Here is a 15,226-nt window from a genome sequence, read left to right on the forward strand (position 1 = left end):
CTGGAGTGACCATGCCCGTTGCGAGTCGTGCCCCCGGAACCCTGCTGTCGCAGGCCTGCCAGAGCCTGATCGTCAGCGCCGGCCTGGCCGTGGCGGCCGTCGGACCCGCCAACGCCCAGACCAACCGCCCGGAGGCCCCGCAGGTGAACACCGCCAACGACCCGTACCTGTGGCTCGAGGATGTCGGTGGCGAAAAGGCCCTGTCGTGGGTGCGCGAGCGCAACGCCGTGACCGAGGCCGAGCTTGCCGCCAAGCCCGAGTTCAAGCGGCTGGAGGCGGACATCCGCGCGATCCTCGATTCGGACGCCAAGATCCCGGCGGTCGAGAAGATCGGCGACCACTACTACAACTTCTGGCGCGACAAGACCCACGAGCGCGGCCTGTGGCGCCGCACGACGCTCGAGGAGTACCGCAAGGCCAAGCCCACGTGGGAAACGGTCATCGACCTCGACGCGCTGAACAAGGCCGAGAACGAGAACTGGGTCTGGCACGGCGCGAACTGCCTGAAGCCGGTCGACCCGAAGGCCCCGGTCGAGCGCTGTCTGGTCGCGCTGTCGCGCGGCGGCGCCGACGCCGATGTGACCCGCGAGTTCGACCTGGCCACGAAGACCTGGGTCAAGGACGGCTTCTACCGCGCCGAGGCCAAGGGCGCGCTGGGCTGGATCGACCGCGACACCGTTTACGTCTACACCGACTTCGGCAAGGACGCGAAGGGCAACACCACGCTGACCAGCTCGGGCTACCCGCGCGTGGTCAAGCAGTGGACGCGCGGCACGCCGATGGCCGACGCCACCGCGGTGTACGAAGGCACCGGCGAGGACATGTACATCGCCGCGTACCGCGACGACACCCGTGGCTTCGAGCGCGACTTCGTCAGCCGCACGATCGCGTTCTACAACGACGAGCTGTACCTGCGCACGCCCGCCGGCCTGACGAAGGTCGACGCGCCGAACTCGGCCAACAAGGTCGTGCACAAGCAGTGGCTGATGCTCGAGCTGCGCGAGCCGTACGCCGCCGGCGGCACGACCTACCCGGCCGGCAGCCTGCTGGCGACGAAGTTCGACGACTTCATGGCCGGCAAGCGTGTGTTCACCGCGCTGTTCACGCCGACCGAGCGCGCCTCGCTGTCGAGCTTCACGTGGACGAAGAACAAGCTCGTGCTGAACGTGCTCGAGGACGTCAAGAACCGGCTCTCGGTGCTGACGCCCGGCGACGGCGCGTGGGCGAGCGAACCGTTCACCGGTGCGCCGGCGTTCGGCACGCTGACGGTGTCGGCGGTCGACGCCGACGACAGCGACGCGGTGTGGCTCAGTGCCGCTGACTACCTGACCCCGAGCACGCTGGCGCTGGCCACGCTCGGCCAGGCGCCGGAAGTGCTGAAGTCCAACCCGGCGTTCTTCGACGCCTCGCGCCACGCGATCGAGCAGCACTTCGCCACCAGCGCCGACGGCACCCGCGTCCCGTACTTCATGGTGCGGCCGAAGGACCTCGCGTTCGACGGCACCGCGCCGACGCTGCTGTACGGCTACGGCGGCTTCGAGGTCTCGGAGCTTCCGCGCTATTCGGGCGCGGTCGGCAAGGGCTGGCTCGAGAAGGGCGGCGTGTACGCGGTTGCCAACATCCGCGGCGGCGGCGAGTACGGCCCGCGCTGGCACCAGGCCGCGCTGAAGGCCAACCGCTACAAGGCCTACGAGGACTTCGCCGCGGTCGCCCGCGACCTCGTCGCGCGCAAGGTCACCTCGCCGCAGCACCTCGGCGCGCAGGGCGGCAGCAACGGCGGCCTGCTGACCGGCAACATGCTGACCCAGTACCCGGAGCTGTTCGGCGCGATCGTCGTGCAGGTGCCGCTGCTCGACATGCAGCGCTACCACAAGCTGCTGGCCGGCGCGTCGTGGATGGCCGAGTACGGCAATCCGGACACGGCCGACTGGGAGTTCATCCGCACGTTCTCGCCGTATCACCTGTTCGACCCGAAGCGAGACTACCCGGCGACGATTTTCATGACCTCGACCCGCGACGACCGCGTCCACCCGGGCCACGCGCGCAAGATGATGGCGCGCATGCTCGAGGCGGATAAGGACGTGCGCTACTACGAGAACATCGAAGGCGGCCATGGCGGTTCGGCCAACAACGCGCAGGCCGCGCACATGAGCGCGCTGGCGTTCACGTTCCTGTGGAACGAACTGGGCGGCAAGGGCGGTGGCGGCGCGGCGGCGTCGGCGAAGTAGCCGCGCCGAGGCGGCGGGCGCTTCGCGGCGTGCGTGACTGTCGGTGCTCCGCTGCCCTTGATGCGGGGATGACTGAGCCTGTCGCTGTCGCTGTCGCTGTCGCTGTCGCTGTTGAATGAATCGCGGGCGAGGGGCGATCGCCCCAGACCCGAAGGGCGCCGCACATGGATGTGCGGCGTTTTCCGACTGAGCCAGGATGGCGAGTCGGAAAATCCTGGCGGGGCCTGTCCGTCGCGACGGGAGATCTGTCGAGGAAGCCGTTTCTTTTGGTTACTTTTCTTTGGGCGAGCAAAGAAAAGTGACTCGCCGACAGGCGAAAGCCGTTGCTGTTGCTCTTGGCATTAGAGGTGAACATCCAAAACTTCCGCCGCTGTTGCGGCGGGTAACGTTTCTTTGCTGGTGCAGAGTCCGAGTGGATTCCCTGACGCTCAAAAAGTCGCCAATTCTCCTGACAACCCCCTCCCGTGCGACCAGCTGCTTTCGCCGGGATCTTTCGACACGCGTCCCTGCCGTGTCGAAAAACGCCGCACATCCCTGTGCGGTGCCCTCCGGGTCTGGTGAGGGCGGCCACGTTCCAGCTTGTTCGTGGGTCAAAGGCTTCAAGTCAAAGGCGGCAGCCGCCGCGATACGTGATACGTGATACGTGATACGTGATCCAACCCAGTTGCAAACCCGCCGTCGGACCCCATCCATGAAACCCACCCTGCTGTTGGCGACGCTGCTGATGACCACTTCCCCGATTCTCGCCGCCGATCTCCCGCCGCCGCCGGACGCGCCGCGCCAGCCGTTCGAGGTCAAGGCACCGCACGGCGCCACGCGCAGCGACGAGTACTACTGGCTGCGCGACGACAAGCGCCAGAAGCCGGAGGTGCTCGACTACCTGAAGGCCGAGAACGCCTACGTCGACGCCTACATGCAGCGGCTCAAGCCGCTGGAGAACCGCCTGTACGACGAGATCGTCGGGCGCATCAAGCAGGACGACAGCTCGGTGCCGTACCGCGAGCGCGGGCACTGGTACTACTCGCGCTTCGAGACCGGCAAGGACTACCCGATCTACGCGCGCCGCGCCGGCACGATGGACGCCGCCGAGCAGGTGCTGCTCGACGTCAACGCGATGGCCGCCGGCAAGGACTACTTCAGCGTCGGCGACTGGGAAGTCAGCCAGGACAACGCGCTGCTGGCCTGGGCCGAGGACGCGGTCGGCCGCCGCCAGTACACGATCCGGATCAAGGACATCGCCAGCGGCAAGGTGTTCGATGACGTGATCACCGGCGTGTCGGCCAACCTGGTGTGGGCCGACGACAACCGGACGCTGTTCTACGTCGAGAACGACCCGGAAACGCTGCTGACGGTGCGGGTCAAGAAGCACGTGCTCGGCACGCCGGCCTCGCAGGACGTGGTCGTCTACGAGGAAGAGGACGACAGCTTCTACATGGGCATCGGCCGCACCCGCGACGACCGGTTCATCTGCATCGGCGTCGACAGCACCGTGTCGAGCGAGGCGCGCTGCGCGCCAGCCAGCGACCCGCGCGAGTTCACCGTGCTGGCCCCGCGCGAGCGCGATGTCGAGTACAGCGCCGACCACTTCGGCGGCCGCTGGGTGATCCGCACCAATGCTGGCGGCGCAAAGAACTTCAAGCTGGTCACCGCGCCGACCGGGTCCACCTCGCGCGCGCAGTGGACCGACTGGGTCGCGCACCGCGACGACGTGTTCATCGACGGCTTCGAGCTGTTCGACGGGTTCACCGCGATCGCCGAGCGCTCCGACGGCCTCGAGCGCCTGCGCCTGCTGAAGGGCGACGCGGAGGAATACGTCAAGGCCGACGAGCCGGCGTACTCGATGGGGCTGGACGTCAACGCCGAGCCGGACACCGACTGGCTGCGCTACAGCTACACGTCGCTGACCACGCCGGTGACGACGTACGAGTTGAACGTGCGCACCGGCGAGCGCCGCGAACTCAAGCGCCAGCCGGTGATCGGCTACGACCCGTCGAAGTACACGACCGAGCGGGTCTGGGCGACCGCGCGCGACGGCACCCGCGTGCCGGTGTCGCTGGTCTACCGCAACGGCTACCAGCGCGACGGCAGCGCGGCGATGCTGCAGTACGCGTACGGCAGCTACGGCAGCTCGACCGACCCGAACTTCAACCTGCCGGTGGTCAGCCTGCTCGACCGCGGCGTGGTCTACGCGATCGCGCACATCCGCGGCGGCCAGGAGATGGGCCGCGCGTGGTACGACAGCGGCAAGCTGTTCAACAAGAAGAACACCTTCACCGACTTCATCGACGTGACCGACTTCCTCGTCGCGCAGGGCTACGCGGCGAAGGACCGCGTCGCCGCGTACGGCGGCAGCGCCGGCGGCCTGCTGATGGGCGCGATCTCGAACATGGCGCCGGACCGCTACGCGGTGATCCTGTCGCAGGTGCCGTTCGTGGACGTGGTGACGACGATGCTCGACCCGTCGATCCCGCTGACCACCAACGAGTACGACGAGTGGGGCAACCCGGAGAAGCAGGACTATTACGACTACATGCTGTCGTACTCGCCGTACGACCAGCTGTCGAAGCAGGCGTACCCGGCGATGTTCGTCGGCACCGGGCTGTGGGACTCGCAGGTGCAGTACTGGGAGCCGGCGAAGTACGTCGCCCGCCTGCGCGACCTGAACACCTCGGGCCGGCCGGTGCTGTTCCGCACCAACCTCGACGCCGGCCACGGCGGCAAGTCGGGCCGCTTCCGCCGCTACCGCGAGCTGGCGGAGATGTACGCGTTCCTGCTCGACCGCCTCGGTGCCGACGGCGCCGGCGGCGTCGCGGCCGCGAAGTAGGGCTCGCCTCGCCGCCGCACGTCCCGCGACGGGGCGGTGCGGGGGCGCGCGTGTCCCGGGCGCGCATTAAGCTGGAACGGTGAGCCGCCCGCCCGTGCCCGACCGCGACGAAGCGCACCCGCCCATCGCCACCCGATGGCGCTGGGCGTGGTGGCTGCTGGCGTATGCCAGCCTCGCGCTCGGGCTGGTCGGCGTGCTGCTGCCCGGGCTGCCGACGGTGCCGTTCGTGCTGCTGGCCGCTTTCGCGGCCGCGCGCGGTTCGCGGCGGCTGCATGGCTGGCTGCTGGCGCACCGCCAGTTCGGCCCGGTGATCCGCGACTGGGACGCGTACGGCGCGGTCAGCCGCCGGGCCAAGCGGCTCGCGCTGACGATGATGGCCGCCTGCGCGGTGATCCTGTTCCTGACCGCGCCGCGCTGGTGGATGGCGGCGATCGGCACCGCGTTCATGGCCGCCGTCGGCACCTGGCTGTGGGCGCGGCCCGAGCCGCCGCCGCGCCCGCCGTCGCATTGAGCGGGCACGGCGCCGCGCTACACTGCGGCGCATGAACCTGAAGACGCTTGCCGTACTGATCGCGCTGTCGCTGCCGCTCGCCGGCTGCGGCAACAAGGGCCCGCTGGTGCTGCCGCAGAAGCCGGTGCCGGTCGAGGAATCGATGCCGCTGGAGGCGCCGCCGGAGCCGGCCGACGCCACCGTCGAAGCCACCACCGACGCGCCCCCCGCCGACGCCGACGCCGACGCGACCGTCGACGCAGATGCGGACGCGGACGCCGACACCGACGCCGACGCCGACGCCGACGCCGACGCCGACGCCGACGCCGACGCCGGCGCCGACGCGCTACCCCCGGCCGAGCCGCCGCCGACGCCGCTGCGCTGAGCCCCGGGGCCGCCATGCGCTTCAGCAAGATGCACGGCGCCGGCAACGACTTCGTCGTGCTGGACCTGCGCGACGGCATGGCGCCGCCGGACGCCTACGAGTGCCGGCGCCTCGCCGACCGCCACAACGGCGTCGGCTGCGACCAGATCCTGACGATCGAGTCGCCGCGCAGCGGCGAGTCGGTGGCCAGCTACCGGGTCTGGAACAGCGACGGTTCGACCTCGCAGCAGTGCGGCAACGGCGCGCGCTGCATCGCCGCGTGGCTCGCGCGCGACGCCGCCCGGCACGGCCATCCGCTCGGCGACTCCTTCGGCGTCGACAGCCCCTCCGGTACCCATGCGGTCGAACGCCTGCGCGGCGACGGGCGCGCGGGCGATGGCTTCCGCATCGCGATGGGCGTGCCCGAGTTCACCCCGTCGCGGATCCCGATGCACGGCGTCGACACGGCCGCGCCGGAGTACGTGCTGCAGATCCACGACACGGTGCTCGCGTTCGGCGCGGTGTCGATGGGCAACCCGCACGCGGTGATCGAGGTCGACGACGTCGACGCGGCGCCGGTCGCACAGATCGGCGCGCTGCTGCAGGCGAACGGGATGTTCCCGGAGTCGGTCAACGTCGGCTTCGCCCAGGTGCTATCGCGCGACCGCGTGCGCCTGCGCGTGTTCGAGCGCGGCGTCGGCGAGACCCTGGCCTGCGGCAGCGGCGCGTGCGCGGCCGCCGCGGTGCTGATGCGCCGCGGGCGTGTCGACCGCGCCGTGACGCTGGCGCTGCCCGGTGGAGAGCTGGAGGTGGCGTGGCCGGACGACGACGCCACGCTGACGATGGCCGGCCCGGCCGCATTCGTGTTCGAGGGGGAGTGGGAACGATGAGCGACACCGTGGAAAAGCTCGGCGCGCATGAAGTCGCGGCGTGGCTGCGCCGGCACCCCGGCTTCCTGAAGCAGTTCCCGGACCTGGCGCTGAGCCTGGTCGTGCCGCGCGACGAGGGCCCGGCCGCGTCGCTCGCGAGCTACCAGCTCGAAGTACTGCGCGACAAGAACCGCGAGCTGTCGCGGCGCCTGCAGGACCTGTTCGCGAACGCGCAGGAGAACGAGCGGCTGGCCGTGCGCACGCACCAGCTGACGCTGGCGCTGATGCGACAGGGCACCGCCGGCGACACGCTGCGCGCGATGGCGGCATCGTTGGCCGAGGACTTCAACGGCGACCTCGTGCGGCTGGTTGTGTTCGAGCCGATCGCCGGTCTCGAGGAAGCCGACTGGCTGCAGGTCATTGACGCCGGCGATGCCCGGCTGGCCCCGTTCCGCGACTGCCTCGCCGACGGCGAGCCGATCTGCGGCCGGCTGCAGCCGGAGAAGCACGCGCTGCTGTACGGGCTGCGCGCCGAGGACGTGGAGTCGACGGCGCTGCTGCCGCTGCCCGGCGTCGGCCTGATCGCGGTCGGCAGCCGCGACGCGAACCGCTTCTTCCCTGGCATGGGCACGCTGTTCCTGCGGATGATGGGCGAGTCGCTCGCCACCGCGCTGCGGCGCTTCCAGGGCTGATCCGCGCGGCGCGCGCATGCAGCCGGTGCCGCTCGCCGCGATCGAGGACTACCTGTCGCACCTGCGCGTCGAGCGCGCGGTGTCGGCGCACACGCTCGACGCCTACCGGCGCGACCTCGACGCGCTCGCGCAGTGGGCGCACGCGGCCGGGCACGACGTCGTCGCGCTGCAGGCCGAACCGCTGCGCGCATTCGTCGCTGCCGAACACCGCCGCGGGCTGTCGCCCAAGAGCCTGCAGCGCCGGCTGTCGGCGTGCCGCAGCTTCTACGGCTGGCTGCTGAAGCAGGGGCGCATCGCCGCGAGCCCCGCGGCGGCGATCAAGGCGCCGAAGGCGCCGCGCAAGCTGCCGCAGGTGCTCGACCCCGACGAGGCCAAGGCGCTGGTCGAGGTGCCGACCGACGCGCCGCTGGGCCTGCGCGACCGCGCGCTGCTCGAGCTGTTCTATTCGTCGGGCCTGCGCCTGAGCGAGCTGTGCGCACTGCGCTGGCGCGACCTGGCGCTCGACGACGGCCTCGTCACCGTGCTCGGCAAGGGCAGCAAGCAGCGCAGCGTGCCGGTCGGTTCGCACGCGCGCTCGGCGCTGGCGCAGTGGCGCGCGTCGACCGGAGCCGGCAGCGACGCGTTCGTGTTCCCCGGGCGCAGCGGGGCGATCAGCCCGCGTGCGGTGCAGCAGCGGCTGCGCGTGCTTGCCCAGCGCCAGGGCCTGTTCAAGCGCGTGCACCCGCACCTGCTGCGGCATTCGTTCGCCAGCCACGTGCTCGAGTCGTCCGGCGACCTGCGTGGCGTGCAGGAGCTGCTCGGCCATGCCGACATCGCCACGACGCAGATCTACACGCACCTCGATTTCCAGCACCTGGCCAAGGTGTACGACGCGGCGCACCCGCGGGCCAAGCGCAAAGCGTAGGGCGGGCTCGAGCCGGCCGGCTGCGGGGTGTTTGCGTCGTCGATGCCGCATGCCATCGTCTACAGCCGTGGGCTTCGATGGGCGTAACCGAGGCGGAGCGATGGCGGCGGCGTGAGCCCACCCGACGCCCGCCCCACGACCGCCCTCCATGCGTCCCGCGCCGCCCGTGCCGGGGCTGCCCACGTCCTGCGTCGAGCACGCCCGGCCCTGGCGCTTGAACGGGTCGGCCCCGGCCCCACGTTGGTGGGACCCCCACGGAGGTCGCATGGACCCCAGCCAGAACCCCACCACGTTCCACGCCACGACCATCGTATCGATCCGCCGCGACGGCCGCGTCGCGGTCGCCGGCGACGGCCAGGTCACGCTCGGCCACACGGTGATGAAGTCCAACGCGCGCAAGGTGCGCCGGCTCGGCCGCGACGGCCAGGTGCTGGCCGGCTTTGCCGGCGCGGCGGCCGACGCGTTCACCCTGTTCGAGCTGTTCGAGGCCAAGCTCGAGAAGCACGGCCAGCTGACCCGCGCCGCGGTCGAGCTGGCCAAGGACTGGCGCACCGAGCGCCGGCTCGGGAAGCTCGAGGCGCTGCTGGTCGTCGCCGACCGCGACACCTCGCTGATCATCAGCGGCACCGGCGACGTGATCGAGCCGGAGGACGGCATCGTCGCGATCGGCTCGGGCGGCATGTACGCGCTGTCGGCCGCGCGCGCGCTGGCCCAGCACACCGCGCTCGACGCCCGCACGATCGCGGTCGAGGCGCTGAACATCGCCGGCGACGTGTGCATCTACACCAACCGCAACGTCGTCGTCGAAGAACTCTGATCGCTGCCCGTCGCCGACCGCCGCCGCGCCACGCCATCTGGCGCGCGCCGTCGCGACCCTGCCCCCCACAGGACCCGAGATGACCCCCAAGCCCGACACCAGTTCCGCCTCCATGACCCCGCGCGAGATCGTGCAGGAGCTCGACCGCCACATCGTCGGCCAGAACGCGGCCAAGCGCGCGGTCGCGATCGCGCTGCGCAACCGCTGGCGGCGCATGCAGCTGCCGGCCGAGCTGCGCAACGAGGTCATGCCGAAGAACATCCTGATGATCGGCCCGACCGGCGTCGGCAAGACCGAGATCGCGCGGCGGCTGGCGACGCTGGCCAACGCGCCGTTCGTCAAGGTGGAGGCCACGCGCTTCACCGAGGTCGGCTACGTCGGCAAGGACGTCGAGCAGATCGTCCGTGACCTCGCCGACACCGCGGTCAAGCTGTACCGCGAACAGGCCAAGCAGCGCGTGCGCAGCCAGGCCGAGGAGCGCGCCGAGGAGCGCATCCTCGACGCGCTGCTGCCGCGCCGCGCGCCGGCGACCACGATGTTCGGCTTCAACCCGCAGGAGGCCGCCAAGGACGAGGCGTCCGCACACCAGCACTCGCCCGAGGCCAGCGACACCCGCGCCAAGCTGCGCCGGCAGCTGCGCAGCGGCGCGCTCGACGACCGCGAGATCGAGGTCGAGGTCGCGATGAACGTCGGCGTCGACATCATGGCGCCGCCGGGCATGGAGGAGATGGGCCAGCAGCTGCGCCAGGTGTTCTCGCAGATGGCCGGTGCCAAGACCCACTCCAAGACGCTGACGGTGCGCGCCGCGCGCGCGCAGCTGACCGAGGACGAAGCCGGCAAGCTGGTCAGCGAGGACGACGTGCGCGAGGCGGCGATCGAGGCCTGCGAGCAGCACGGCATCGTCTTCATCGACGAGATAGACAAGGTCGCCAAGCGCGGCGAGTCCGGCCTGTCCGGCGGCGACGTCAGCCGCGAGGGCGTGCAGCGCGACCTTCTGCCGCTGGTCGAAGGCTCGACCGTCAGCACCAAGTACGGGCCGGTCAAGACCGACCACATCCTGTTCATCGCGTCGGGCGCGTTCCACCTGGCCAAGCCGAGCGACCTGATCCCGGAGCTGCAGGGCCGCTTCCCGATCCGGGTCGAACTGACCGCGCTGAGCAAGGACGACTTCGTCCGCATCCTGACCGAGCCGAAGGCGGCGCTGACGACGCAGTACGTCGAGCTGCTGAAGACCGAAGGCGTGACGCTGGCGTTCGCGCCCGACGCGGTCGAGCGGCTGGCCGAGATCGCCGCGACCGTCAACGAGCGCCAGGAGAACATCGGCGCGCGGCGCCTGCACACCGTGCTCGAGCGCCTGCTCGACACGCTCAGCTACGAAGCGCCCGACCGCGGCGGCAGCGCGCTGACGATCGACCGCGCCTACGTCGATGCGCACCTGGGCGAGCTGGTGCAGGACCCGGACCTGAGCCGCTACATCCTCTGATCGGCCGGCGGCGTCAGCTGGCCTGCGGCTCGACGACGACCTCGCAGCGCACCGAGTTGGCGATGAAGCAGTTGCGGTGCGCCGATTCGTGCAGCCGGGCCAGTGCGTCGGCGTCGGGCGCGTCGCCGCCGAACGCCACGCGCGGGCGCAGCACCACCCGCGTGATCGCCAGGCGCCCGTCGGCATTCTTGTCCAGCGTGCCGACCGCGTCGTCCTCGTAGCGATCGATGACGAGCTGCTTCTTCGCCGCGATCGCGAGGAACGTCAGCATGTGGCAGCCCGACAGCGCGGCGACCAGCGCCTCTTCCGGATCGACCGCGTCGGCGGCGCCGCCGTAGCCCGGCGCGGCCGACGCGCGAAGGGTCTGGCCGGAATCGAAGCTCCACGCGTGCTCGCGCGGGTAGCCGGCGTCGAACGCGCGGTCGTCGCGCGACCAGCGGATCGAGGCGGTGTGCTCGGACATGGGGGAACTCCTCGGAACGGAGGGCCGATTATCGGTCCATCGTCCAGGGCGCACGGGGTCGGGACGGCGTCGCGATGGCTCGCGATGGGCGTCGATCTCGGGCCGACGCCGCCCCATTGCGGACCGGTCCGCGCGACGCCCCCGCCGCCGCGGCGACCGGTGCCGTCGCCGCGCCGCGTTGGAACTGTCGGGTCCGGGTCCATGCGGCAGTGCACAACCGTGTTCAGCCGCGCCCGGGCGTATGGTCGGCGCTCGCGTCCGTACAGGGGCGGCGCGGACCTTGGCAGTCCACTCAACGGGGAACCCTTGCATGAAGCAGCATTCGCTCGCCGCCGCGCTGGTCGCGGCCCTCGCGCTGTCCGCCACTGCCGCCGCCACCGCCGCCGGGCCCGACCCCGACCGCGTGATGGTCAAGTTCCGTCCGGGCGCCGCGGCGCAGGTCGAGAACGCCCTGCGCGCCGCCGGCGGCCGCATCCACCTGCAGCTGGCGCCGCAGCGCGTGTTCGCCGTCAGCGTGCCGGCCCAGGCGCTGGCCGGACTGCGCAACAACCCGAACATCGAGTACGTCGAACTCGACGCGCCGCGCTATCCGAGCGCGCAGACCACGCCCTACGGCATCAACAACGTGCAGGCCCCGGAAACGTGGGCGGTCGGCGCCGACGGCACCGGCATCAAGGTGTGCGTGATCGACTCGGGCATCAACGCCGCGCACGAGGACTTCGCCGGCGTGTCGATGACCGGCTACCCCAGCGGCTGGAACAGCGACAGCTGCGGCCACGGCACCCACGTCGCCGGCACGATCGCCGCGGCCAACAACAGCGTCGGCGTGGTCGGCGTCAGCCCGGGCAAGGTCTCGCTGCACGTGGTCAAGGTGTTCGACGGTGCCAGCTGCGGTTGGAGCTACGCGTCGACGCTGGTCGACGCCGCCAACCGCTGCGCGTCGGCCGGTGCCAAGGTCATCAACATGAGCCTCGGCGGCTCGACCAGCAGCGCAACCGAAAGCAACGCGTTCGCCACGCTCGACAGCCAGGGCATCCTCAGCATCGCCGCGGCCGGCAACGCGGGCAACAGCAGCAACAGCTACCCGGCCTCGTACCCCAGCGTGATGTCGGTGGCCGCGGTCGACCAGAACAACGCCAAGGCATCGTTCTCGCAGTTCAACGCGCAGGTCGAGATCGCCGGGCCGGGCGTCGGCACGCTCAGCACCTACCCGTTCCGCAGCGCCTCGATGAGCGTCGGCGCGTCGAGCTACATCGTCTCGGCGATGGAAGGCTCGGTGCAGTCCACCGCAGGCGGCGCGCTCGTCAACGGCGGCCGCTGCACCGCGGCGGGCAGCTGGGCAGGCAAGGTCGTGCTGTGCGAGCGCGGCGACGTCAGCTTCGCCGACAAGGTCAACGCGGTCACCGCCGGTGGCGGCGTCGCCGCGGTGGTCTACAACAACGCGCCGGGCGGCTTCTCCGGCACGCTCGGCACCGGCGTGACGTCGACCATCCCGGCGCTGAGCATGAGCCAGGAGGACGGCCAGTCGCTGGTCGCCGGCGCGATCGGCCAGAACGCGGCGGTGAGCTCGGTGACCCAATCCAACACCAGCGGCTACGCCTACCTCGACGGCACGTCGATGGCGACGCCGCACGTGGCCGGCGTGGCCGCGGTGGTGTGGAGCGCCAAGCCGACCGCGACCAACGCGCAGGTGCGCAGCGCGCTGACCTCGACCGCGCTCGACCTCGGCGCCGCCGGCCGCGACACCAGCTACGGCTACGGCCTGGTGCAGGCCTTCGACGCGACCGAGGCGCTGCTCGGCGGCGGTGGCGGCGAACCGGCGCCGGCGCCCTCGGGGCTGACCGCCAGCAACCTCGGCACGGTCAAGGGCAAGGTCTCGGTCGGGCTCGCCTGGAGCGGCGGCGCGGTCACGATAGACGTGTACCGCAATGGCGCGAAGGTGAAGTCGGCCATCAGCAACACCGGCGCGACCAACGACGCGGTCAAGGTGCGCGGCAGCGGCACGCTGACCTACCAGGTGTGCAACGCCGGTACCACGAGCTGCTCGGGCAGCGCCACCGTCAACTACTGACGCGCGCAATCTCGGCGTCGACAGGGGCCCGCTTCGGCGGGCCCTTTCCGTTCGTCGCCTGTGGACCGGAGGGGCGCGGTCGGCGCGCGCGCGATCAGTCCTCGCCGATGTCCTCGTGCCAGACGTCCGGATTCGCGGCGATCCAGTCGCCGAGCATCGCGATGCATTCCTCGTCGGCCAGGTCGATCACGTTGACGCCGCTGGCGCGCAGCCAGTCGACGCCGCCGGCGAAGTTCACCGACTCGCCGACCACGACCGTGCCGATGTTGAACTGCCGCACCAGCCCGCTGCAGTACCAGCACGGCGCAAGCGTGGTGACCATGATCGTGTCGCGGTAGCGGCGCTGGCGGCCGGCCTTGCGGAAGGCGTCGGTCTCGCCGTGCACGGACGGGTCGCCCTCCTGCACGCGGCGGTTGTGGCCGCAGCCGAGCAGCACGCCGTCGTTGCGGTACAGCGCCGCGCCGATCGGAATGCCGCCCTCGGCCAAGCCCTGGCGGGCCTCGGCGATGGCGGTGGCGAGCAGGGCGCGGTAGTCGGGGGTCTCGAGGGTCATGCGGGCTCCGCGGCGCCGTGGCGGCGCAGCATGTCGACGTGGGGGATGCCGTCCTCGTCGTAGACGTCGGAGACGGCGACGAAGCCGGCGCGGCCGTAGTAGTGCACGAGGTGCGCCTGCGCGCCGATCTGCACGTCGCAGCCCGGCCACTCGCGCGCGACCAGCGCCAGCGCCTCGCGAAGGAGCGGCAGGCCGAGCCCGCGCCCGCGGAACGCCGGCGCGGTGACGATGCGGCCGATGCTCGGCTGCGGGTAGCTCAACCCCGGCGGCAGCACGCGCGCGTACGCGGCGAGCGCGCCGTCGACGCGGCCGCACAGGTGCCACGCCCGCGGGTGCAGGTCCTTGCCGTCGGCATCGAGGTAGGCGCAGGCTTGCTCGACGACGAACACCGCGCTGCGCAGCGCCAGCAGTTCGTACAGCGCATCCGGCGCCAGTTCGGCGAATCGGCACGCGTGCCAGTCGACGGCGGGCGGGGCGAGGGCGGCGGGCTCGTGCATGCGGCCATGATGCCAGCGCAGCGCCGAGCGGGTCCGGCGCGGGCGCGCGTCGCGCGACACGCGCCGCCGCCGAGCGCCCGGCTGCGCGGGTTCGGCCGCTTCCCCGCGATCGGCGATAATCGGCGCATGAACGAGACCCGCCCCCCGTCGGACCCCAGCGCCGGCAGTGCCCGTCCCGGCAGCGACCGCGCCGGCACCACCCACTTCGGCTTCCGCGACGTGCCGGTCGGCGACAAGCAGAAGCTGGTCGGCGAGGTGTTCTCGTCGGTGGCCGGCAAGTACGACCTCATGAACGACCTCATGAGCCTCGGCATCCACCGGGTCTGGAAGCGCTATTTCGTCGGCACCGCGCAGGTCAAGCGTGGCGACCGCGTGCTCGACCTGGCCGGCGGCACCGGCGACATCGCGCTGCTGCTGCGCGACCGCGTCGGCGACGCCGGCAGCATCGTGCTCGGCGACATCAACGGCGAGATGCTTCGCGTCGGCCGCGACCGCATGACCGATGCCGGCAAGGTCGCCGGCTTCGAGTACGTGCAGCTCAACGCCGAGAAACTGCCGTTCCCGGACGCCAGCTTCGACCTGGTCACGATCGCGTTCGGGCTGCGCAACGTCACCGACAAGGACGCCGCGCTGCGCGAGATGCACCGCGTGCTGAAGGTCGGCGGCCAGGCGCGCGTGCTCGAGTTCTCCGAGGTCACCGCCGAGTGGTTCAAGCCGATCTACGACTTCCACTCGTTCAACATCCTGCCCCGGCTGGGCAAGCTGTTCGCCGGCGACAGCGGCAGCTACCAGTACCTGGCCGAAAGCATCCGCAAGCACCCGCCGCAGGCCGAGCTGAAGGCGATGATGGAGGCCGCCGGCTTCGCCCGCTGCAGCTTCCGCAACCTGTCCGCCGGCATCTGCGCGATCCACACCGGCTACAAGGCGTAGGCCTGCGCGGGCCCGCCGTCGCGGCGCGTCCAACCGCCGCG

Annotated in this window: 14 protein-coding genes; 11 read left to right on the forward strand and 3 right to left on the reverse strand. The window is 71.2% G+C overall.

The window, feature by feature from the left end; translation table 11 throughout:
- Window positions 1–11: 11 nt before the first annotated feature.
- From D3A60_RS02220 to hslU, 9 genes are all read left to right on the forward strand, one after another.
- A complete protein-coding gene (locus D3A60_RS02220; RefSeq protein WP_119717065.1) occupies window positions 12–2,228 on the forward strand; it encodes a prolyl oligopeptidase family serine peptidase in 2,217 nt (738 codons plus the stop codon).
- A gap of 691 nt (window positions 2,229–2,919) precedes the next feature.
- A complete protein-coding gene (locus tag D3A60_RS02225; protein ID WP_119717066.1) occupies window positions 2,920–5,052 on the forward strand; it encodes a S9 family peptidase in 2,133 nt (710 codons plus the stop codon).
- A 79-nt stretch (window positions 5,053–5,131) separates the two neighbouring features.
- Entirely contained in the window at window positions 5,132–5,563 is a 432-nt protein-coding gene (locus D3A60_RS02230; protein WP_231120363.1) for a YbaN family protein, read from the forward strand.
- 31 nt (window positions 5,564–5,594) lie between these two features.
- On the forward strand, window positions 5,595–5,927 hold the full coding sequence (gene lptM / locus D3A60_RS14660) for an LPS translocon maturation chaperone LptM (protein WP_119717067.1): 333 nt from the start codon (window positions 5,595–5,597) through the stop codon (window positions 5,925–5,927).
- 14 nt (window positions 5,928–5,941) lie between these two features.
- The gene (gene dapF, locus D3A60_RS02240; protein WP_119717068.1) at window positions 5,942–6,796 is read left to right on the forward strand and encodes a diaminopimelate epimerase; all 855 of its coding nucleotides are present in this window, start codon (window positions 5,942–5,944) and stop codon (window positions 6,794–6,796) included.
- Complete coding sequence (locus D3A60_RS02245) at window positions 6,793–7,467, forward strand: DUF484 family protein (RefSeq protein ID WP_196778615.1); 675 nt, start codon at window positions 6,793–6,795, stop codon at window positions 7,465–7,467. Before dapF ends, D3A60_RS02245 begins: the two co-directional genes overlap by 4 nt.
- Window positions 7,468–7,483: 16 nt before the next feature.
- Window positions 7,484–8,371 carry a tyrosine recombinase XerC gene (gene xerC / locus D3A60_RS02250; RefSeq protein WP_119717070.1) on the forward strand — a complete coding sequence of 296 codons (888 nt, stop codon included), beginning with the start codon at window positions 7,484–7,486 and terminating at the stop codon, window positions 8,369–8,371.
- Between the two features lie 265 nt (window positions 8,372–8,636).
- Window positions 8,637–9,188, forward strand: coding sequence for an ATP-dependent protease subunit HslV (hslV, locus tag D3A60_RS02255; RefSeq protein WP_119717071.1), 552 nt, complete (start codon window positions 8,637–8,639; stop codon window positions 9,186–9,188).
- A 112-nt stretch (window positions 9,189–9,300) separates the two neighbouring features.
- Window positions 9,301–10,671 (forward strand): ATP-dependent protease ATPase subunit HslU, encoded by a 1,371-nt coding sequence (hslU, locus tag D3A60_RS02260; RefSeq protein ID WP_119717072.1) that lies wholly within the window; start codon window positions 9,301–9,303, stop codon window positions 10,669–10,671.
- Between the two features lie 13 nt (window positions 10,672–10,684).
- Here the strand turns inward: hslU and D3A60_RS02265 are convergent, their stop codons facing one another.
- Window positions 10,685–11,134 carry an OsmC family protein gene (locus D3A60_RS02265; RefSeq protein ID WP_119717073.1) on the reverse strand — a complete coding sequence of 150 codons (450 nt, stop codon included), beginning with the start codon at window positions 11,132–11,134 and terminating at the stop codon, window positions 10,685–10,687.
- 310 nt (window positions 11,135–11,444) lie between these two features.
- Here D3A60_RS02265 and D3A60_RS02270 point away from each other — a divergent pair, with 310 nt between their 5' ends.
- Window positions 11,445–13,205: a S8 family serine peptidase gene (locus D3A60_RS02270; RefSeq protein WP_119717074.1), complete on the forward strand. Its 1,761-nt coding sequence runs from the start codon at window positions 11,445–11,447 to the stop codon at window positions 13,203–13,205.
- A 94-nt stretch (window positions 13,206–13,299) separates the two neighbouring features.
- Here D3A60_RS02270 and D3A60_RS02275 read toward each other — a convergent pair whose 3' ends face one another.
- Together D3A60_RS02275 and D3A60_RS02280 are read right to left on the reverse strand one after the other, a co-directional pair.
- Window positions 13,300–13,758, reverse strand: a complete 459-nt coding sequence (locus tag D3A60_RS02275; RefSeq protein WP_119717075.1) for a nucleoside deaminase — start codon at window positions 13,756–13,758, stop codon at window positions 13,300–13,302.
- Complete coding sequence (locus D3A60_RS02280) at window positions 13,755–14,255, reverse strand: GNAT family N-acetyltransferase (protein ID WP_119717076.1); 501 nt, start codon at window positions 14,253–14,255, stop codon at window positions 13,755–13,757. The genes D3A60_RS02275 and D3A60_RS02280 overlap by 4 nt, the downstream gene beginning before the upstream one ends.
- A 126-nt stretch (window positions 14,256–14,381) precedes the next feature.
- Between D3A60_RS02280 and ubiE the strand changes: the two genes are divergently transcribed.
- Window positions 14,382–15,185: a bifunctional demethylmenaquinone methyltransferase/2-methoxy-6-polyprenyl-1,4-benzoquinol methylase UbiE gene (ubiE, locus tag D3A60_RS02285; RefSeq protein ID WP_119717077.1), complete on the forward strand. Its 804-nt coding sequence runs from the start codon at window positions 14,382–14,384 to the stop codon at window positions 15,183–15,185.
- Window positions 15,186–15,226 lie beyond the last annotated feature (41 nt).

The sequence above is a fragment of the Cognatilysobacter tabacisoli genome (assembly GCF_003586305.1).
Classification (GTDB): Bacteria; Pseudomonadota; Gammaproteobacteria; order Xanthomonadales; family Xanthomonadaceae; genus Cognatilysobacter_A; species Cognatilysobacter_A tabacisoli.